This window comes from Chloroflexota bacterium (genome assembly GCA_009840355.1).
Classification (GTDB): domain Bacteria; phylum Chloroflexota; class Dehalococcoidia; order Lucifugimonadales; family JADFKI01; genus Bin90.
Window position 1 is genome coordinate 207,314 of record VXNZ01000056.1, and the last position, 19,705, is coordinate 227,018.

A 19,705-nucleotide genomic window follows, 5' to 3' on the forward strand; every position below is an offset into this window, starting at 1 on the left:
CTTATTTATAGTCCCCTGCTTGCAATATATGCGGCGAGGTCAGCGGTGCGGCAGCTGTAGCCCCATTCGTTGTCGTACCAGCCGACTACCTTGACCATGTTCTCGCCGACGGTCATCGTGGAGAGCGCATCCAGGACGCAGCTGTGCGGGTTCCTGATGATGTCGCTGCTGACTAGCGGCGCTTCGCTGTATTCCAGGATGCCGTTTAGTTCGCTTGCGGCGGCGGCTTGGAATGCGGCGTTTACTTCGTCCGCGGACGCGGGCCGTTCCAGCGTGGCGACGAAGTCCGTGACCGAGCCGGTGGGCGTGGGTACGCGCATCGCCATGCCGTTCAGCTTGCCGTCGAGTTCGGGCAGCACGACGCCGACAGCCCTCGCCGCGCCGGTCGATGTGGGGATGATGTTGACCGCACCGGCACGCGCGCGCCTCAAATCCGAGTGTCCGCCGTCCAGCAGGCGCTGGTCGTTCGTGTATGCGTGGATGGTCGTCATCAGCCCTTGCTGCACGCCGAAATTGTCGTTCAGCGTCTTCGCCATCGGCGCGATGCAGTTCGTGGTGCAGGATGCGTTGGACACGATGTTGTGCTTGTCCGGATCGTAGCGGCGCTCGTTGACGCCCAAAACAAGGGTGATGTCGTCATTGCTCGCCGGCGCCGATATAATGACCTTCTTCGCGCCGGACGCCAGGTGCTTCGCGGAGTTGTCCGCGTCCGTGAATACGCCGGTGCACTCGATAACGATGTCCACACCAGCGTCGCCCCAGCGCAGGTCGGCGGGGTCGGCTTCGGAGAATGCCTGTATAGACATGTCGCCTATGACAATCGATCCGTCGAGCGCCTGCACATCAGATGGATATATCCCGTATGTGGAGTCGTACTTGAACAGGTGCGCGTTGGTCTCGAAGTCGGTCCTGTCGTTGACGACGACGACCTCTAGCGTGTCGGCATGGCGTTCCATAATAGCGCGGAGCGCCTGCCTGCCGATGCGCCCGAACCCGTTGATGCCCACGCGAGTTGTCATAGTATCGTCAAGCCCTTTCTTCAAATTGGCATTCCCATTCCATGGTGGATATGCTTTGCTGTGTCTTTTCAAAATGCAATTGCGATTTCACGAAGGGATGATGCTTCGCTCGAAATTACAAATCTGCTCTGCATTATACAGGGCATATTCCGCGTCTTCGTACATATAGTATGATTCCAAGGATTCCACAATTTCACGAAACCTAGAAAGCTCGTGGTATGACTCTTCAAGGCTGATCGCTAATGCTATCCGTGTGTGTCCAAAGACATCGCTGTCGCCGCGATGGTAGGCAAGCGCCTTCAAGGTTTTCTCCGCAACCTGTTGCGCTACGAAGGATACATAGCTGTATCGCTCGTTCCTCATCAGGTAACGGGCAGTGTGTCTAGGTCATGCTCGGCTTGGCGCATCCATATCCCCGTTACATCTTCACTCTCCCTCATAGATTACCACCCCTTCCGCAAGAGCCCTGCAGATGAATGGGCGGTTTTGGCGCTGCATGCCGTCGAGTTCTTTAGGAGTGTAAATCAGCATGTCTAGGCTTTTGCCCCAGGGATCCCATAACCTGAACACGGGGCGATAGTCCTTATGCCGCTGCAAAAAGTGCTTGTCCGTCTCCGCGACGATTATCAGGTCAAGGCGCTGTACTCGTCTGCGTCGCCGCGCGCATAAGAGCCGAACACGATTGCACGCTGCGCACCGCTTGCTTCGAGCGCGGGCGTGAGCGCGTCCCGTATGGTGTCCAGCGTCGGTATTTCTGCACGAGCCTGCATAGTGTTCCCTTCCCTGACGGACTGATGAACTGACCGACCGAAGAACTACACCCGTGCCATTTCGCGGCGCATCTGGGCTAGGCCCATTGGTCCGAGGTTCAGCGCGCGAGTGTGGAACTCTTTCAGGTCGAAGTTAGCGCCTTTTCGCTGCTTGGCGTCGTCGCGGGCGTCTAGCCATTCGCGCTCGCCGACTTTGTACGATATTGCCTGCGCGGGCATGCCTAGGTAGCGATCAACTTCGCTTGCCACGAAGTCGGGTGGGAAGTGGCTGCGCTGCCGGATGAACTCCAATCCAAGCTCAGGCGACCACGCCTCGCCGGGATGGAAATCCGCGTCCGCCGGTATGGCATAGCCTAAGTGCATGCCGATGTCTATTATCACGCGCACGCTGCGGAGCGCTTGCGCGCGCAGCATGCCGAGATAGTAGTCCGGGTTTCTCAGATAGCCGAGTTCTGCCATCAGCCGTTCGGCGTACAGCGCCCAGCCCTCGATGTAGCCGGATGTGCCACCCATCGCCGTCTGGAAGCGTGACAGCTCGCTGGTCAGATATTTGGCGATGCCTCGCTCGAAGTGATGTCCGGGCACGCCCTCGTGGTACGCGATGGACGCCTCGCCCCAAAGCGGAAATCGCGTCTTGCCGCCGGTCGGATACCATGTCCGCCCGGGTCGGCTGAAGTCTTCAGACGGAGCGGTGTAGTACATCGCGAGCGCGCCGCCGGGTGGCGCAATCATCGCCTCAATACGCTTCACGGGCTCAGGGATGTCGAAGTGCGTGCCGTTCAGCTCGGCGATAGTGGTGTCCTGCAATTCTTGCATCCACCTTTGGAAAGCGTCCACGCCTTCGATGGCGCGGTCGGGGTCGGTCTCCAGCAATTCTTTAGCCGCTTCCACGCCGGCGCCGGGCAGGATGCGCTCTGCGGTCTTTGCCATCTCGCTTTCGACCCACCGCAGCTGCTCCCAGCCCCAAGCGTATGTCTCGGCGAAGTCCAATTCCACGCCGTTGAACGCGCGCGACGCCAGCGCGTAACGCTCTTCGCCCACGCCGTCCTGCGATGATGCCGCATGCAGATATTCGTCGGTCAGGAAGCGCCCGAAATCGGCGTATGCGCTCGCGGCTGCATCTGCGCCTGCCGCGAGATCGCCTCGCAGCGCGTCCGATGCAACGCCAGCTGCGTCGAACGCGTCGATGAGTTCATGGAAGAAGGTCTTCGCGCCGTTATTACCGCCTTCACCCGACCAGACGCGCGCTTGTTGAGCGCAGCCTTCGGCTTGGCGACGGCTGCTCGTGGACGATAGGCGCATGCCTTCAGCAAGGCTTTGGCGGTAGCTCGACAAACCTTGCGGGACGAGCGCCATGCGCGCGGCGATGTTGCGCCAATGCTCTTCGGTGTCGCGCGGCATCAGGTCGAATATCATGCGGATGCTCTGGAACGGGCTGCCCAGCACGCGCAGGCTGCGCAGGTGTTCGCCGGCGTCGTGCGTGTCCAAGTCGGTCCGCAGGTCGTCGAGCATCGCTTCTTTGGCGATGCGGTCGCGCTCGCCTTCGACGGCGGCGGCTTGCAGCGCGGCGATGGTCCGGCGTTTCAGGTCGGCATTGGCATCCGCGCCCTGCGGCGAGAAGTCTGCCATCTTGTCGTCGTATCCCGGTACACCGATGGATGTCGCGCTGAACGGATTGAGCGCGGCGTATCGCTCCACATAGTCGTTCGCGATGTCGTAGATTTCGGACATTTGTAAAGTAGCCTTTCACTGGTAATGCCGGAGGCTGTGAAGCGCTAAGCGGCAAGGTTCACGCTGGGTCGATTACGCGCGCTGCGGCACACGCTCGCCTTTATACAGCCTACCCCTGTCCCCAATCGTGCGCTCTCGCTCGAATGACATCACCGGCACACCGTAGCCACAGCTCGTGCTGGTCTTCTCCACCTGAATGTCTATCACTTGGCGCATGGGTAAAGCGATGTCGTCTGCGGCATATCCGAGCAGCAAATCGGCCAGCGGCGAATCTTCGATTGGCATAGTGCGCGCGCGACCGTACAGCCGAATTATGCCCGCATTATCTTCCTCAAAGGAGCAGACCATCACGGTAACAGGGCTGCCCGCGTCCGAATGCCGCGCCGTCTCGTTGCCGCTGCCAACATAGTCAAGATACGCCACACGGTTCGGGCTGATGATGTGCAGCGGAACGCCGCCCTTCGGCGATACATTCACCGCATCAATATCGCCATCCTTGCCGCCGTCGAAGTCCGCGGATCCCACGAAGAACACGGGCGCGCCGCGAATCATCGCCGCCTGTTCGTCCGTTATGAGCGAATATGCCGTTGCCATTATGTTCCTCCGTCCCGTGATTTTATCCGCCGGAATTGCCGCCCGGTTACTTGCCCCTCAAAAAACGCTCAAACACCTGCCGCCCTGCGAACCGCGCCCTGCCGCCAAGTTCTTCCTCGATGCGTAGTAGGCGGTTATATTTGGCGGTGCGTTCGCCGCGGGCGGGGGCTCCGGTTTTGATTTGCCCTGCGCCTACGCCGACAGCAAGGTCGGCTATCGTGGTGTCTTCGGTCTCGCCGCTGCGGTGGCTTATCACCACGCCCCAGCCGGCATCTTGCGTCATTTTGACAGCGTTCAGCGTTTCGGTTACCGTGCCAATCTGGTTGAGCTTGATTAGCACTGCGTTGCCCGCGCCCATCTCGATGCCCTTGCCTACGAGCTCCGTGTTTGTGGTGAACAAGTCATCGCCTACGAGCTGCACACTGCCGCCAATCGCGTCTGTCAGCGTGCGCCAGTCCTCCCAGTCGTCTTCGGATATGCCGTCTTCGATGCTGACTATCGGGTACTTGCCAACCCAGTCGCCGTAGATGGCGATGAGCCTATCCGCGGGGTAGGCGTTCTTGCTCAGCTCGGACGCGGCAACATCGAGCGCGATGAGGCACTGCTCGCCGGGGCGGTAGTTTGCGTGCTCTATCGCCTCAATTATCAGATCGACGGCGGCTTGGTTGTCGCCGAGCGGCGGCGCGAATCCGCCTTCGTCGCCGACGCTAGTGCTCAATCCGCGCGAACCCAGTATGCCCGCAAGCGCGTGATATATCTCCACGCCCGCGCGCAGCGCCTCGCGAAATGTGTCGAATCCCGCCGGCACTACCATGAACTCTTGGAAGTCGGTTGAACCCGCAGCGTGCGCGCCGCCGTTGATGATGTTGAGCATCGGGACTGGCAGCAGGCACGCGCCATCGCCGCCGAGATGCGCATACAAGGGTTTACCCGCGCTCTGAGCCGCCGCGCGCGCCGCCGCCATCGATACGCCCAGAATCGCGTTCGCGCCAAGCCGCGACTTGTTCGGCGTGCCGTCGAGTTCGATTAGCGCATTATCCAGCGCGTCTTGCTCGGACGTGGACATTCCCAGCACTGCCGGCTTGATGTGCTTGTCGATGTTCGCAATAGGCGCGAGAACGCCGCGTCCTCTGTATCGCTCGCCATCGCCGTCGCGCAGTTCGAGCGCTTCGTTCGCGCCGGTGCTCGCGCCGGACGGTACGAGCGCGCGCCCAACGGTGCCATCGGACAGCGCGACATCGACCTCTACGGTCGGGTTGCCCCGCGAATCCAGCACTTCCCTCGCCTTCACATCTGATATTGTCGTCCCGGTTGCTTTTGTCATGAGCGCCTCATCTGTCGTATATTTCAGGGATGGTTGACTTACCTGCAGCGATGTCCGCGAGCCGCTGATTTGCGGCTGCGATTGCCTTTTCGGCGGCGTCTGCTGGATCGGTGGCGCGGATGATGCTGTAGTCCGGTCCGCCGTCCGGAGTGCCGCCGCGTATGAGTTCCCAAGTTTCCAAGCCGATGACGGGCATGCCGTCACCGAGCGCGTGCCCAATCTCGGACAGCGTGCCGTATGCGCCGCCGACTGCGACGACCGCCGCGCCCGTCTTCGCCACGATGGTATTTCGCGCGTAGCCCATGCCGGTGATGATTGGGATATCGATGTAGTCGTTGCCGGACAACGGATTGTCGCCGGGCAGAATGCCGATTGTCGTGCCGCCGACGGACTTCGCGCCGCGGCAAACCGCTTCCATAACGCCGCCAAGCCCGCCGCAAGCGACGATGACCCCACGCCGCGCCAACTCCGCGCCGACTTGTTCCGCGAGAAGCGCGATGCGTGGACGCGCGTTGCCTTCGCCTATGACTGAGATAATCGTCCGCCTGTCCATGGAGTGTTTGCCTTCCGGTAGTCCCTTCCCCTTAACGGGAGAAGGTTAGAATGGGGGTGTTGGTCTTCGCAAGGCGGCATTCGCTAAGTATGGACCAGTAACTCGCCGCACAGGGATTATACGATTATAGTACAGGCGCTTGATAGTATGGGCGAGATTCTATAACTTAATGATAAGTGGTGTCGGAGGGCGTTCTGCTTTGCGCTGTCCGGCGAGTCCTGTGAGTGGCAATTTTGCCCCACCCTAACCCTACCCTTGAGGAGTACGGGACATCGATGGCTGCGCGGACAATGCAATTGTACGAGACGGGGTTTGCCACCGGACGAGAAACGCAATCGAGGCAACATTCGCTGCCATAATCGCGGCATTTAGATGAACACACTCTCGGCATTGATATATTTGACGAGGCGCTATGTTTTCACGGTTTCGGCGCACTGAGCGTGGTGGGCATGTTCCATCCGTAGTCATTTTGGGCGGCGGGTATGGCGGCGTGCATGCGGCTATCGAGTTGCAGCGCGCGGCGAAGCGTGGCGAGATTGAGTTGACGCTAATCAGCAGGGACAACTTCTTCCTATTCCAGCCGATGCTCGCAGAGGTCATTTCCGGCGCGATAAGCCCGCTCAATGTGGTCAGCCCGGTGCGCCGCATCGTCCCGTACGCGAATGTGCATCAGGCGGAAATAGAGTTCGTAGATACGGATGAGCGCACGGTCGCCATTCGATACCCCGGACACGCGCGGCTCACATATGTCAAGTACGACCACCTGATATTCGCCATAGGCAGCGCGACCGATCTATCGCAGTTTCACGGCGTGGAAGAGCACGCGCTACCATTCAAGACGTTGGGCGATGCGATACGCTTACGCAATCACCTGATTAGCATGCTGGAAGCCGCCGATGTGGAAGAAGACCCGTTTGAAAAGCATTGCATACTGACATTCGTCATCGCGGGCGGCGGGTACACCGGCGTTGAGGTTACATCGGAAATCAACGAATTCCTGCGCGTGGCGAGCAAAAGCTACCGCAACGTCGATCCCGATGAATTTCGCGTTATCCTGCTGCATCGCTCCGGGCGCATCCTGCCCGAACTAGGCGAAAGGCTGGCGAACCTGAGCCACAGGCTGCTGGAAAAACGCGGCATCTACATTCGCCTGCATACGAGTCTGGTCGGCGCGACGGGCGCATCCGCGCTGCTCGCGAACGACGTGTACATCCCCACCAAGACACTCGTCGCGACCATCGGCGCATCGCCCAACCCTATCCTGTCCGACCTGACATGCGAGCTGGAGCGCGGGCGGCTCGTCGTGGACGATACGCTTGCCGTGCAAGGCGGCGAGAACCTTTGGGCGGTGGGCGATTGCGCGCTAGTGCCGGATGCGCTGCGCGGCGGATTTTGCCCACCGACGGCGCAATTCGCGCTGCGGCAGGCGAAACAAGCCGCGCAAAATGTGCTTGCCAGCATTCGCGGTATGCCAACGAAGACATTCCGATACAAGAGCCGCGGCGTGTTCGTGCCGCTGGGCGGATTCGCGGCGGCGTGCCAATCGTTCGGAGTCGAGATGTCAGGCTTTATCGCGTGGTGGCTGTATCGCACGTTCTACCTGCTGCAACTGCCGCGCATCGAGCGCCGACTGCGCGTGGTAACGGACTGGACGATGGACCTGATATTCCCGCCGGACATTGTGAAGGTGGACATCGACCGACCGCACGGCACATCGCGGCAGCACTACGAGGCGGGTGAGTACATATACAGCAGGGGCGACATCGCGCAGGACTTCTATGTGATAATCTCCGGCGAGGTGGAAGTGCTGCACGAACAGGACGGTAATGAAACGCAGGTGGCAGAGCTGGGCGTGGGAGAATACTTCGGCGAGATGTCGCTGCTGAGAAACGCTCCACGCTCGTCGTCCGTCAGAGCCAACACACGCGTGGAACTGCTGGTTATGACCGGCGAAGACTTCCTCGCGCTCGCTTCATCGTCGTTGCTGTTCGGCGATATGCTGCGCGAAGTCGTCCGAGAGCGCAGCGACAGCAACGTGGCGCGCATGCAGGACTTGTCAGCTGACGGTACGCAGGATGGATCGCAGGACAAGCCGCCTGAAATGTCGGACGAGGCAAAGTGAATTGCTGATATTACTTCGCAGACGCGGTAAGAACACGGCGGGCACCGGCGGTGCAGATACTCGCGGCGCATACGCTACCGGCGGCAATGTGCTTATCACCGGCGCGTCTTCGGGCATCGGTAGGGCAACTGCGGTGCATCTCGCAGCCTGCGGTTTCGATGTGATTGCCACCAGCCGCGACGCGTCTCGCCTCGATGAGATGTTGGCGGAAGCGGAGGGACTCAGTGGCTCGGTAGCCGGCGTGGAGTTGGACATCAATTCTGATGCGGAAGTCGCGCGAGTCATGCCGGCGCTCATTGAACGGCGCGGTGCGATGGAGGCACTGGTGAACAACGCGGGCTTTGGTCTGTGGGGACCGGTCGAAACGCTTTCGGACGCCGAGTTGAAGGCGCAGTTCGAGACGAACTTCTTCGCCGCCGTGCGAATGACGCAGGCGGTGCTGCCCGCGATGATTCGACGGCGGCGCGGCACAATTGTCAACATCAGCTCGGTGCTAGGACGGATCGGGACGCCGTTCAACGGCGCGTATGTTTCCAGCAAATTCGCGCTGGAAGGCATCAGCGAATCGCTGAAGACGGAAGTGCAGCCCTTCGGCGTGCGCGTGGCGATGGTTGAGCCGGGCTTGTTCCGCACCAACTTCCCGGACAACTCCATCAGAGGCGCGGCGGCGGACAGCGATACGGTGTATTCGCCATACATTGGGCGCTATCATCTCAACCGCGATATGTTCCACCGCTTCGGCGGTGATCCGGCGCGCGTGGCGAGAGTCGTGCACAAGGTCATCACATCGCCCGCGCCAAATTTCCGCAACCCGGTAGGCATAGACGCGCGATCGGCAACGCTCGCGGCACGGATGCTGCCGGAGCGCGTATATTGGCGCTTGTTAAGCAAGGTGACCATGCGGCATTAGGCGGTTGGCGCCGTGTAGGGTCGCCGGTCGGTCGCCCCTACGAAGAACGCATACGGGAGTACGATTATCCAATCACGCCGTCTTCCCTCATTTGCTCAACATCTTCCGCTGTGCAGCCGAGAATGGTCGTCAGCACTTCGTCGTTGTGTTCGCCGTAGCGCGGAGCGCGCGTTACGGTGGCGTCTTGGTCGGATAGTTTGATTGGGCAGCCGAGCATCGTGTAGTCGCCGCGCACTTCGTCTTCGACGGTTACGACCATCTCGCGCGCTTTGAGCTGCTCGTTTTCCAGCAAGTCGTAAGAGTTCATCGTCGCGCCTGCCAGAACACCTGCGCCTGCGAGAATTTGCATCGCGTCGTGCTTTGTGTGTTGGCGCGTCCAAGAGGAGATAATCTCTTCGATCTCGTCCGCGTGCTGCGCTACCGACTCTAAGTCTGCGAACCTATCGTCGCCAATCAGGTCTTCCCTGCCCATTGCCACGAACAGCAGCTGCCACATTTCGCCGCGCGGGAAAATCATGATGTAGTCGTCCGCACCGCCGGGAGCGCAGGGAAAGACGAGTGGCATTCCCCTGCCCGCGCGGTGGCCGCGCCGCGCCTCAGGCTGCTGCAACCCCAGAACGGGTGTCATCTGCATTCGCATCAGGTTCACCACGGCGTCTTGCATGGCGACCTCCACGCGCTGTCCTTTGCCGGTGATGTCGCGCTTTCGCAGCGCGGCGAGAATACCTATCGCGGCGTGCAGACCGCTGCCTGAATCGCCCACGCCCGGCGACAGATAGACCGGCGGCCTGTCCGGATAGCCCGTCGTCGCCATCGCGCCGCCGACCGCCTGCGCGACCATCTCCCAGCCCTTGTATTGAGCGTATGGCCCGTATGTACCGAAGCCTTTGATGGCAGTATAGACTATGCCCGGGTTGATTTCCTGCATCGTGTCCCAGTCGAAGCCGAGTCTGTCCAGCATGCCGAGCGAGAAGTTTTCCACGAGCACATCCGCCCACTTCAGCAGCCCGGTGAAGAGTTCTTTGCCCTTTTCCGTCTTTAGATTGATGCTGACGGCACGCTTGTTGTTGTTGAATATCAGGAAGTAGAAGCTATCCGAATCGTCGTCGTGCCGCAGGTCTCTGCGTGTAGAATCGCCGCCCCAGACATCTTCGAGCTTGATGACATCCGCGCCGAGAAAACCGAGCAACTGCGTGCAAGACGGACCCGCCTGCACATGCGTCAAGTCCAGCACCTTCACGCCCTCCAAAGCCTTGTCCATTAGGTACTCCCTTCGTTAGAGATTGATTATCAGAGTAGTGGCTGAGCATTGCCAAAGAGAACGGCATGGTTTCGTCTGCATTCGGCAAATTGCCCTATGCTAACCTTCTTCTTATGAAGCAAGGGGCGTCAGTGCGCCGACAATGCCTCGCCGTTCCATCTGCCGGCGTATGCGCTTCGCAGCCATAGAAGCCATATAGTAAACGCGGCAACTACCATTGACAGTTGTGATACAGCCAAGTGCAAGAAATCGAAGTGTTCCGGAAAAGTGATGCCTATCAGCATTAGGCTGATTATGCGCGCGAAATTCAGTGCGATTATCGCGGGTATTCCCAGCGCGAGCGCCCACATCCGCGCTTTGAGCGGCACCGGGAAGATTAACACGCCCGCGCAGAACACGAGAATGATGTCGATGGCGGTGCATTGCGCGGCGACGAACGCGCTGAAACCGCCGGCTTCAATAATTGCGCCATCAGACGACGCGGAAACGCCCAGCGCGCCCGCCGCCTGCGCCGACAGCCAAGCAAGCGCGGTTGCTAAAGCGCCAACGCCCGGCGGTTCGAGAGTTCCTATCGCTATCGCGGACGCCACGACGACGCTGGCGCCCACCACGCCTATCCGCAGCGCCGGTTTCATGAAATGCACAACCACTATCGAGCCTGCTTTAATGCGCGTGTTGCGATGTATATTGACGTGTACTCGGAGAGAAATACCTCACCGTCATTGCGCTCGTCAGATAGCCGTCTGTCTTCGTAGAATCCGGTAATGACGAAGCCTGCATCAATCTGCCCACCGATCTGGTCCGTCAGCGTATGTCCGAATACCAGCGGTACGCCTTCATCCAGCCAGTGTTGAAGACCGTCTTCCGACAGGCTATTCGTGTCCGAGTATGGCAGCGTATGTTTGACCACAAACTCGCCCTTTTCCAAGAGTTCAAGGTCAAATATGAACTCCAGCGGATTGACGAACCCTGCCATCAGCACGCCGCCCGGTCGCAGCACGCGATAGGCTTCTCTCCACACAGGGAGCACGCTTGGCGCGAAGATGTTGGATATGGCGTGAAACACAAGGTCGAAGCTGGCGTCCGCAAACACGGACAGGTCAGCCATGTCGCCTTGCACCGTTCGCAGTGCCAAGTCTTCCCGCTCCGCAACGAGCCTATCCTGGGCAAGCATCCGCTCCGAATTGTCGTAGGATGTTACATTGTATCCGGCAGCGGCAAGGAGCGGCGCTTGCTGCCCGCCGGCCGAAGCTAGGCACAGAATATCGTTTCCCGGAATCTCCGCGAACCAGCCGGGCGGCACCGGAGTCTTGTCAGTCAGCCAGACGACAGGCTCGCCTTGTTTCGCGGCGGCGATTGCGTCCTCATCCACCGGAATAGTCCACACATTGCCGCGGTCAACATTCCTGTCCCACGCGGCTCTGTTGTACTCTAAAATATCCATCGTTTCCTTTCAGTGTGTCAGGCAATCAATCTATCAGATAGTCGTCAACTACTGACGACCGATAACTGAATACTGATTCGCGACAACTAATCGTTGCAAACGGACGGCTTTCATTATAACCTTTCGCCATCGTGGCTGCGCCAATGACACGGGACTTTAACGCGAAGAGCGTGAACAGGTTGAGGAGGTACGATGAACGCTGAAAATGTGAGGCTTGGCATCCTCGTCGGCGGCGGTCCGGCGCCCGGCATCAACAGCGCCATCAGCGCCTGTACGCAGGCGGCGCTCGCCAATGGCGCAGAAGTGTTTGGCATTATGGACGGCTTCAGCCATCTGATGGCGGGCAGCACCGAACATGTCAAACCTCTGACGGCGGCGGATGTGCGGTTCATCCACTCGGAAGGCGGCGCTATCCTGCGCACATCGCGCGCCAATCCCACGCGCAATCCTGAACACCTGCAGAATTGCGTGGACTCGCTGCGGCGGATCGGCATCACGCGGCTGGCATCCATCGGCGGCGAAGATACGGCATTGTCCGCGGCGGAGGTGGCGAAGGCGTCCGGCGGCGCGGTTCGCGTGGCGCACATCCCCAAGACCATCGACAACGACCTGCCGCTGCCCGGGGATATACCCACATTCGGCTTCGAGACGGCGCGGCATCTCGGCACGGAGCTTGTGCAGAACCTGATGCGCGACAGCCGCACAACGAACCGCTGGTATGTGGTCATAGTGATGGGGCGCAAGGCAGGACACCTCGCGCTCGGCATCGGCAGCTCGGCAGGCACGGCGCTCAGCATCATCCCGGAAGAGTTCCCCGACCCGGTAATTAAGGTTGACGATGTGGTGAAGATGACCGAAGGCGCGATGCTCAAGCGCAAGGCGGTCGAAGGGCGCGAAGACGGCATTGCGGTCATATCCGAAGGCGTCGCAGAACGGTTCGATCCGGAAGAGTTGGCGGCTCTCGCCGGCATAGAGGTCAATCGCGATCCGCACGGGCACATACGGCTGGGCGAACTGCCGCTGTCCGCAATGCTGCGCCGTGCGATACAGCAGCGCTTCGCGGACGCGGGCAAGAACCTCGGAATGGTAGATGTTACAATCGGCTACGAACTGCGCTGCGCATCGCCATTGTCGTTCGACATCGACTACACGCGCAGTCTGGGCTACGGCGCGGCGCGGCTGCTGCTGTCCGCGCCCGAAGACGACAGATTCGCCAACGGCGGCTTAATCTACCTAGACGGCGAAAAGTTGAGCACGCTGACATTCGACGAACTGCGCGACCCCGACACCGGCAGGACGCGAGTCCGCATGGTCGATACCGACTCCGAGCGCTACAAAGTCGCACAACAATATATGGTGCGAATCCAACCCGAAGACTTACAAGACGACGCGCTAGTATCCGAGATGGCAGCCTACGGCAACCGCAGCCCCGAAGAGGTCCGCGAGCGATTCGGCGACAGCGACAGTTAGCGATATCCTCTGTTAAGATTAGAACCCGCGCAAGGCTACAACAGATTGTCGGAGGCTGATGGTGGCAACGACAAGGACTACAACCAAGACATTCAAGAAGATAACCAACGCTTGGGTTAACAGGACGCTGCCCGACATCTTCTACGAAGAGCCGGAACCGGTGGAGGACGGTGTGCTGCAAGAATCACCCCTAATGAGAATCATCAATCTGCTCAGGGAACTCTTTGAAGACCGTCCGGATGTATTCATGTCAGGCATGGTATTCGTCTCCTACGACGAAACCAACGGCAATGCCCGCGTCGCGCCGGACTTTTTCATCGCATTCGATGTCCCTAACGAATCCATCCGTCGTAACCTGCCCAACTTTTGGATATGGGAGATTGGCAAGGCACCCGACTTTGCGCTGGAAGTGGCGTCGCAAAGCACCGCCTTGAACGACTTGGGACACAAGCGCGACCTGTACGCGGAGTTGGGGATAGCCGAGTACTGGCGCTTCGACCCGACGGGCGGCGACTACTACGGACAGCCGCTTGCGGGCGAGCGGTTGGTCGAAGGCGAGTATCGGCAGTATGAACTTCAAGAGGAAGCGGACGGTTCGGTTATTGGATACAGTCCACTACTGGAAGTGGACTTCTACTGGGACGGGAACGAATTCGATGTGCTTGACCCAGTAACGGGCAGGACGATTGATAAGCGTATCGCAGCCGAAGAGCGCGCCGACGCAGCTGAAGAGCGCGCCGATGCAGCCGAGGCGCGCAACCGTGAACTTCTTACGGAAATCGAACGGCTGCGCCATCAAATATCCGAAAAATAGGCAATCACGATCACAACATCACAACCACCATGAAGGAGGAACTGAATTGGCAGAACACAAAGTGGCATATGTAGGCAGAGGGGCGCCTGACACCACCCTCATTGAGGAAGGCTTGCAAGGGTTGGACTACGAGATTGAAATCAGCGTGGTCGAGACTCAGGGCGAGATTATCGAGGCGTGCAAGGGCGCGGATGTCATTCTGAACGGCGGCGTGGAGATGCCGCGCGAGGTTATCGAGGAGATAGACACGGCGCAGGCTATCATCGTCGGCAGCCACGGCTTCAACCAAATCGACCACAACGCCGCGACCGACCAGGGCCTGATGGTTATCAACTGCGCGGGCTTCTGCACCGAAGAGGTGTCGAACCACGCGATCGTGATGCTGATGGCTTGCGCCAAGAAGCTGACCATCCTGCACAACCTAGTGCGCGAGGGCAAGTGGGGCGCGGAGACTCGCGACGCAATTATGCCTATGGCGCCCATCGACGGGCAGACTCTCGGGCTTGTCGCGTTCGGCAACATCGCCCGAGCGGTCGCGCGCAAGGCGCAGGCGCTCGGCATGGATGTCATCACTTACGATCCGTACTGCCCGCCGTGGGTAACCAAGGAATACCGCGTCCGTCCCGTCGCCACTCTCGAAGAGCTCGCGGCAGACTCGGACTTCGTTTCCATGCACACGCCTCTCAACGACGAGACTCGCAAGCTGGTCGGCGCGGACTTCTTCAAGCTGATGAAGCCCACTGCGTACTTCATCAACACCTGCCGCGGACCGACGGTTGACGAAGCAGCGATGATAGACGCGCTGAACAACGGCGAAATCGCAGGCGCAGGCTTGGACGTGTTCGAGGAAGAGCCGACGCCGGCGGACAATCCGCTGCTGAAGATGGACAATGTCATCGTAACGCCGCACTCGGCGGGCAGCTCCAACAACTCGCGCGTAAGGTCGCCCATGCGCGTCGGGCAGGAGACCGCGCGCGTACTGACCGGCAACTTCCCGATGTCGCTAGTCAACCCCGAAGTACGCTCCAATCTCCCCATCAGGGAGCCGGCGGTGAACGTGTAGAGCATAACCGCGACTGACGCGAAACAGAGCGATAAGAGAACGCTATCTCTGTCCGATACATCGATACCGGGCTAGGGATGGCGTTCTCATTTATCTTATTGCCACAGATTATCGGGGAAGTGCATGTGCAATCCTCGCCCCCCTCCAAGCCTTATCAAGGGGAAGGTACTGCCTACTCCATCGTCAGCACTAATTTGCCGAAGAAGTTTAGCGCTTCCATAGCTTCGTGCGCTTTTGCGGCTTCTTCTAGTGCGAATGTTTCGTGGATTATGCTGCTGATTACACCTCTGCCGGCTTGTTCGACTATTTGGCGTAGGTCTTCTTTGCGGCCCATGAAGACGCCGAAGATGGTGTGATAGCGCAGGAACATCAAGCCCATCTGCAGGTCGGCGCGGTAGCCGCTGGTTACGCCGCAGATGCCGTAACGTCCGCCCATCGCGAGTGACCTTACTGCCGCCGGGTAGAAGTCCGCGCCTACATGGTCTAGCACGACATTTACGCCCTGCCCGTCGGTGATTTCCTTCACGCGCTCGGCGACATCTTCCGTCGTGTAGTTGATAACCTCGTCCGCTCCGAGTTCTCGCGCCCTCTGCGCCTTTTCCTCGCTGCTGGTGGTGGTGATGACGCTCGCGCCCAGCACATTCTTCGCGACCTGTATGCCCGCCGTGCCCACGCCGCTGGACGCCGAAGGTATCAGCAGTGTCTCCCACGCCTTGAGCTGAGCCTTTCGCACGAGTATCGTCCAGCACGGCAGGAACACCGTAGGCAGCGACGCCGCCTGCACATACGATAGCGAATCCGGTATCGGCTCCACATTGACAGCAGGCACGCAGACGTATTCCGCATATCCGCCGCTGACGGTCGAACCGAGCATCCTAGCGTTGGGACACAGTTCTTCTTCTCCCGACAGGCAGAAACGGCACTGGTTGCAGGTGATGCGCGGATTGACCACGACACGCTCGCCCACACCCACGCGGCGCACTTCTCCGCCCACTTCGGCCACCTCGCCGGACACGTCGCCACCCAGCACATGCGGTCCCTTGAATCGTATGCGAGTGCCGCGAGCCCCCTGCCGCGTATAGACATCCAGCCGGTTCAACGCGCACGCGCGCACGCGCACCTTGACATCGTTGGCGCCTACCTCCGGTTCCGGCAAGTCGCCGTAAGTCAGCGCGTCCGTGCCGCCGTGTTCCGTTATGTAAACTGCCTTCAATTCGTCCCTCCAAGTTTCAAGTTTCATTCACGTAAGACAGCGACGCGCCTTTGCAGCAACGCTGCCGTCGATTCCCAAAGTCCCTTCCCCCCTTTAGGGTAAGGTTAGGCGTACGGGATAACATAAGAAAACACTCAATCATCAATGAATCATCAGCCAAGTTTTCCATCAAAAACAAGCCATCGTGATGGATACGACATCCGCGATAGCACCGCCATGGCACCGCAACCGCATAGGCGCCGCCTGCTTTCTGATATTATACGACTATGGAGCCTACGGTATGGATATATTCTGTGAGGGGTTGGTAATTGCGGGCATCGGTGTTTCGTTCATGCTTACGCCCTAGCCTTCCTCTTGATGGGAAGGGACAATAAGAATTATCGGAACAATTGAAACTGCTCTATTACAATACGCACAGGAGGAATGAATATGACAGAACGCTACGAAGACATGCTATTGCCGAACCAGCGGGACAAGACCATTAGCCGCGTGGTGCAAGCGCTGAAGGCGAACGGCGATTTATCGGCGGAAACGGTGGCCAGATTCAGACAGTTATTACGCAAGGGTAAGCCCATCCCCGGCTTCAATAAAGACCCTGTCAAGGCACCCCCGCCGCAACTGAAGCAGCACATCACCGAGCGTGTGGAAATCCTTCCGGAATTCGGACCCGTCATCGTCGAAGCTTGGGCGGAAGCCGAGCAGGGGCTGCGCGAAGTCGTCGACGAACATCTCAATGGAATCGACAAGGCGGTTTTTCTCGCGGATGAAGCGGATGAGGATTTTTGGGATACGCAAGTCGCGCTGCTGGCTGAAAAGCACGACGACTTCGATGAAGACGACATACTGCAGATGACCAAAGCCCGCTTCGCCTACGCAAGAATGCACGCGAAGTCCGAGAGCGACGAGAACGCTTCGTCTGAGGATGCGACGGGCGGCACAGTTCTTGCGGCAGCAACGCGGGCCGAGTTGGAACTGGCGCTGAACACCATGCTCACTGCGCTGGGAGACACGCCCGCGACCGCTGCTATCTGGCAAGATACCATCCCCGCGTTCGCCGAATCGTTGCAAGAAATATCCGTACGAAAGGACGAAGAGCGACTTCGCATCGGCGGCTTGCTCGACGACCTGAACGCCATATTCAGCGACTTCGAGGCAGAGTTCGCATTCTTCTGGCAGCAGAGCGCAGACTGGGATATAGATTACCTCGCGCATGCGATGGCAACTCTCGAAGGCGTGGACGATGCCAAGCAGACGCTGGCGGCATTCAGGACAGACCTCGACGCGTACCGACAGATTCAGCCGCGAGCGGAAACCTTCGCAGCGGAACAGGAACGCCGGGAGCAGCGCAACGTCCTAGAAGAAACCATCGTCGGGACACTCACGAAATTGCACGAAATCGCGCAGATGTCCGTTGCGCCCGCCTGTGATGCAACGCCGGACGATTCGCAGTCCGGTGCAGATGATGCGGACGCACCGGACGGAACGCAGACTGCGGCCACGCAACACGAGACAGTCGCGAATCTTCAGGACGAGCTTTCCGCGCTGCAAGAGCAGTACGATGCCTTACAGACCACCAACGAAGAGTTGACGCAAGACAACGCCCTGACGACAGACGGCTTCCGCGCGCTGCAAACCCAAGTAAACGCACTGCAGGGCGAGGTCACCGGGCTGAATGCCGACAAGAAGACGCTGTCCGACGAGGTGGCGGAGCTGAAAGACCAGCTGCGAATCAGCGAGGCGCAGGAGCTGAACTGGCGCAGCGCGTACGAGTCCGAAGTGAGCAACCGAGACGCCGCCGCGCCGGAGCCGATGATTGCCGAAGTCGAGAGCGTGCGGCAGGCTTGGGAGCTGGCGGAACAGCGATACCGCGACCGGCTGGCGTTTCGCCTGAACAAGAAGTCGGATCCCGACTACAACTACAGCAGGCCTAAGGAAGTCTGGAGCGCTCTGGAGTGGCTTGCGACGACATATCACGGCTCGCAGACCGGCGCATCGCGCGTCGTGGATTTGGACGACTCCATCCGCAACACTTGCAGCGGCTGGCGGTACGCTGCCGATCAGACGGACACCACCTTTAACATGTACCGCGAGTGGTACACGACTAGCAAGGACGGCACGACTTACGAGCTGCGCAAGCACATCGGCAAGGGTATCGGCCGCGATAGCAACGTCATCCGCATCGCCTTCGCCTGGGACGAAGACTCCGAGCGCGTACTCGTCGGCTACATAGGACCCCACCAGCGCAGCCGCGGGTCGTAATCTTCAAGCCGCTTTCAATTTTCGATACGGAAGAATCGCCCAAGAATCAGCAACGAACAGCACGACCCACAATTACCATAAGTCACATTAACACAACCTACAAGCACCACAAGCCGCCACAATCAAGGCAAGGAGGCATGCAATGGAATTCGGATTTGGAGTGCCTAGCCGCGGGCCCCTGGCATCGCTGGAAAATATCGTCACACTGGCGCAGCAAGGCGAGCAGATGGGCTTCGACATTCTCAGCGTCAGCGACCACATAGTCGTGCCCACGAGCATCGACTCAATCTACCCGTACAATGACACCGGCGAGTTCGTCAGCTCGGCGTCCGGCGAGTATATGGAACAGCTCGTCACCATCAGCTACTTGGCGGGCATCACATCCACCATCAAGTTGCTCACATCGGTCATGGTTTTGCCGCACCGCGCGCCCGTGCTCACGGCGAAGATTCTCTCGACCATCGATGTCGTGTCGCAGGGCAGGCTCATCGTGGGCTGCGGCGTCGGCTGGATGCGCGAGGAGTTCGAGGCGATCGACGCGCCGCCATACGAAGAGCGCGGCGCGGTCAGCAACGAGTACATCGCCGCGTTCAAGGAACTGTGGACAAGCGACAACCCGACATTCGACGGTAAGTATTGCAGCTTCTCCGACATCAGTTTCGCGCCGAAGCCGGTGCAGCAGCCGCACCCGCCCATCTGGATAGGCGGCGAAAGCCCGCCCGCACTGCGCCGCGCAGCCCAGCTCGGCGACGCGTGGTATCCGATATGCAGCAACCCGAAATTCCCGGTCGGCACATTCGACCAACTCGCCGAATACCACGCGCGTGTGCGCGCCAATGCGGAGCGCGTCGGCAGAGACCCGGCGACGCTCGATTTCGCGTACAGCGTGAACTGGTACAGCGATGCCGGCGCGCAGGAAGTTGACGGCGAGCGCCGCCTGCTCACAGGGGACCCGGCGCAGGTCGCCGCCGACATCAACCGCCTAGAAAGTATGGGCATCAACCACCTGATGCTCAACTTCCCCACCGACAGCGTGGACGAGACGCTCGCCGCGATGGATAGGTTCGTCAGCAATGTGAAGCCGCTGCTGTAGCGTGGTAATTTGCGTCGATACACAGCACGAGCATGATGAATAGACAGGAAGGTGATTGATTGAAT

At 59.6% G+C, this 19,705-nt stretch carries 18 protein-coding genes; 7 read left to right on the top strand and 11 right to left on the bottom strand.

Features of this window, described 5'->3' with window-relative positions; all coding sequences use genetic code 11:
• Nucleotides 1-5 precede the first annotated feature (5 nt).
• From gap to F4X57_15000, 7 genes are all read right to left on the bottom strand, one after another.
• On the bottom strand, nt 6-1,019 hold the full coding sequence (gene gap, locus F4X57_14970) for a type I glyceraldehyde-3-phosphate dehydrogenase (protein MYC08447.1): 1,014 nt from the start codon (nt 1,017-1,019) through the stop codon (nt 6-8).
• An 87-nt stretch (nt 1,020-1,106) separates the two neighbouring features.
• Complete coding sequence (locus tag F4X57_14975) at nt 1,107-1,382, bottom strand: HEPN domain-containing protein (protein ID MYC08448.1); 276 nt, start codon at nt 1,380-1,382, stop codon at nt 1,107-1,109.
• A gap of 263 nt (nt 1,383-1,645) precedes the next feature.
• Nucleotides 1,646-1,789, bottom strand: coding sequence for a nucleotidyltransferase domain-containing protein (locus tag F4X57_14980; GenBank protein MYC08449.1), 144 nt, complete (start codon nt 1,787-1,789; stop codon nt 1,646-1,648).
• A 45-nt stretch (nt 1,790-1,834) separates the two neighbouring features.
• A complete protein-coding gene (locus tag F4X57_14985; GenBank protein ID MYC08450.1) occupies nt 1,835-3,520 on the bottom strand; it encodes a DUF885 domain-containing protein in 1,686 nt (561 codons plus the stop codon).
• Between the two features lie 72 nt (nt 3,521-3,592).
• Complete coding sequence (locus F4X57_14990) at nt 3,593-4,114, bottom strand: pyridoxamine 5'-phosphate oxidase family protein (GenBank protein ID MYC08451.1); 522 nt, start codon at nt 4,112-4,114, stop codon at nt 3,593-3,595.
• A gap of 46 nt (nt 4,115-4,160) precedes the next feature.
• The gene (locus F4X57_14995; protein MYC08452.1) at nt 4,161-5,438 is read right to left on the bottom strand and encodes a phosphopyruvate hydratase; all 1,278 of its coding nucleotides are present in this window, start codon (nt 5,436-5,438) and stop codon (nt 4,161-4,163) included.
• A 7-nt stretch (nt 5,439-5,445) separates the two neighbouring features.
• A complete protein-coding gene (locus tag F4X57_15000) occupies nt 5,446-5,991 on the bottom strand; it encodes a TIGR00725 family protein (protein MYC08453.1) in 546 nt (181 codons plus the stop codon).
• Between the two features lie 412 nt (nt 5,992-6,403).
• On the opposite strand from F4X57_15000, the gene F4X57_15005 reads away from it, so the two are divergent.
• Nucleotides 6,404-8,113: a cyclic nucleotide-binding domain-containing protein gene (locus F4X57_15005; GenBank protein MYC08454.1), complete on the top strand. Its 1,710-nt coding sequence runs from the start codon at nt 6,404-6,406 to the stop codon at nt 8,111-8,113.
• Nucleotides 8,067-9,023, top strand: coding sequence for an SDR family oxidoreductase (locus F4X57_15010; GenBank protein ID MYC08455.1), 957 nt, complete (start codon nt 8,067-8,069; stop codon nt 9,021-9,023). Before F4X57_15005 ends, F4X57_15010 begins: the two co-directional genes overlap by 47 nt.
• Nucleotides 9,024-9,087: 64 nt before the next feature.
• Here the strand turns inward: F4X57_15010 and F4X57_15015 are convergent, their stop codons facing one another.
• The 3 genes from F4X57_15015 to F4X57_15025 all read right to left on the bottom strand — a co-directional run bounded on the left by F4X57_15015 (nt 9,088) and on the right by F4X57_15025 (nt 11,728).
• Nucleotides 9,088-10,284, bottom strand: a complete 1,197-nt coding sequence (locus F4X57_15015; GenBank protein MYC08456.1) for a formyl-CoA transferase — start codon at nt 10,282-10,284, stop codon at nt 9,088-9,090.
• Nucleotides 10,285-10,412: 128 nt separating this feature from the next.
• Nucleotides 10,413-10,934 (bottom strand): hypothetical protein, encoded by a 522-nt coding sequence (locus F4X57_15020; protein ID MYC08457.1) that lies wholly within the window; start codon nt 10,932-10,934, stop codon nt 10,413-10,415.
• Nucleotides 10,934-11,728, bottom strand: coding sequence for a class I SAM-dependent methyltransferase (locus F4X57_15025; protein MYC08458.1), 795 nt, complete (start codon nt 11,726-11,728; stop codon nt 10,934-10,936). Before F4X57_15025 ends, F4X57_15020 begins: the two co-directional genes overlap by 1 nt.
• A gap of 192 nt (nt 11,729-11,920) precedes the next feature.
• On the opposite strand from F4X57_15025, the gene F4X57_15030 reads away from it, so the two are divergent.
• From F4X57_15030 to F4X57_15040, 3 genes are read left to right on the top strand one after another with little or no spacing between them, the layout of a single operon-like run.
• Nucleotides 11,921-13,198 (top strand): 6-phosphofructokinase, encoded by a 1,278-nt coding sequence (locus tag F4X57_15030; protein ID MYC08459.1) that lies wholly within the window; start codon nt 11,921-11,923, stop codon nt 13,196-13,198.
• A gap of 58 nt (nt 13,199-13,256) precedes the next feature.
• A complete protein-coding gene (locus F4X57_15035) occupies nt 13,257-14,012 on the top strand; it encodes a Uma2 family endonuclease (protein ID MYC08460.1) in 756 nt (251 codons plus the stop codon).
• The gene (locus tag F4X57_15040) at nt 13,885-15,075 is read left to right on the top strand and encodes a C-terminal binding protein (protein ID MYC08461.1); all 1,191 of its coding nucleotides are present in this window, start codon (nt 13,885-13,887) and stop codon (nt 15,073-15,075) included. Before F4X57_15035 ends, F4X57_15040 begins: the two co-directional genes overlap by 128 nt.
• Nucleotides 15,076-15,247: 172 nt before the next feature.
• Here the strand turns inward: F4X57_15040 and F4X57_15045 are convergent, their stop codons facing one another.
• Entirely contained in the window at nt 15,248-16,315 is a 1,068-nt protein-coding gene (locus F4X57_15045) for a zinc-binding dehydrogenase (protein MYC08462.1), read from the bottom strand.
• A gap of 402 nt (nt 16,316-16,717) precedes the next feature.
• On the opposite strand from F4X57_15045, the gene F4X57_15050 reads away from it, so the two are divergent.
• A complete protein-coding gene (locus tag F4X57_15050; protein MYC08463.1) occupies nt 16,718-18,547 on the top strand; it encodes a hypothetical protein in 1,830 nt (609 codons plus the stop codon).
• A gap of 142 nt (nt 18,548-18,689) precedes the next feature.
• Nucleotides 18,690-19,640, top strand: a complete 951-nt coding sequence (locus tag F4X57_15055) for an LLM class F420-dependent oxidoreductase (protein ID MYC08464.1) — start codon at nt 18,690-18,692, stop codon at nt 19,638-19,640.
• Nucleotides 19,641-19,705: the final 65 nt, after the last annotated feature.

Bases quoted from the DNA above. Each gene is read 5' to 3' on its own strand.
- gap (MYC08447.1), bottom strand. From the start codon at position 1,019: ATGACAACTCGCGTGGGCATCAACGGGTTCGGGCGCATCGGCAGGCAG.
- F4X57_14975 (MYC08448.1), bottom strand. From the start codon at position 1,382: ATGAGGAACGAGCGATACAGCTATGTATCCTTCGTAGCGCAACAGGTT.
- F4X57_14980 (MYC08449.1), bottom strand. From the start codon at position 1,789: ATGCAGGCTCGTGCAGAAATACCGACGCTGGACACCATACGGGACGCG.
- F4X57_14985 (MYC08450.1), bottom strand. From the start codon at position 3,520: ATGTCCGAAATCTACGACATCGCGAACGACTATGTGGAGCGATACGCC.
- F4X57_14990 (MYC08451.1), bottom strand. From the start codon at position 4,114: ATGGCAACGGCATATTCGCTCATAACGGACGAACAGGCGGCGATGATT.
- F4X57_14995 (MYC08452.1), bottom strand. From the start codon at position 5,438: ATGACAAAAGCAACCGGGACGACAATATCAGATGTGAAGGCGAGGGAA.
- F4X57_15000 (MYC08453.1), bottom strand. From the start codon at position 5,991: ATGGACAGGCGGACGATTATCTCAGTCATAGGCGAAGGCAACGCGCGT.
- F4X57_15005 (MYC08454.1), top strand. From the start codon at position 6,404: ATGTTTTCACGGTTTCGGCGCACTGAGCGTGGTGGGCATGTTCCATCC.
- F4X57_15010 (MYC08455.1), top strand. From the start codon at position 8,067: ATGGATCGCAGGACAAGCCGCCTGAAATGTCGGACGAGGCAAAGTGAA.
- F4X57_15015 (MYC08456.1), bottom strand. From the start codon at position 10,284: ATGGACAAGGCTTTGGAGGGCGTGAAGGTGCTGGACTTGACGCATGTG.
- F4X57_15025 (MYC08458.1), bottom strand. From the start codon at position 11,728: ATGGATATTTTAGAGTACAACAGAGCCGCGTGGGACAGGAATGTTGAC.
- F4X57_15030 (MYC08459.1), top strand. From the start codon at position 11,921: ATGAACGCTGAAAATGTGAGGCTTGGCATCCTCGTCGGCGGCGGTCCG.
- F4X57_15035 (MYC08460.1), top strand. From the start codon at position 13,257: ATGGTGGCAACGACAAGGACTACAACCAAGACATTCAAGAAGATAACC.
- F4X57_15045 (MYC08462.1), bottom strand. From the start codon at position 16,315: ATGAAACTTGAAACTTGGAGGGACGAATTGAAGGCAGTTTACATAACG.
- F4X57_15050 (MYC08463.1), top strand. From the start codon at position 16,718: ATGACAGAACGCTACGAAGACATGCTATTGCCGAACCAGCGGGACAAG.
- F4X57_15055 (MYC08464.1), top strand. From the start codon at position 18,690: ATGGAATTCGGATTTGGAGTGCCTAGCCGCGGGCCCCTGGCATCGCTG.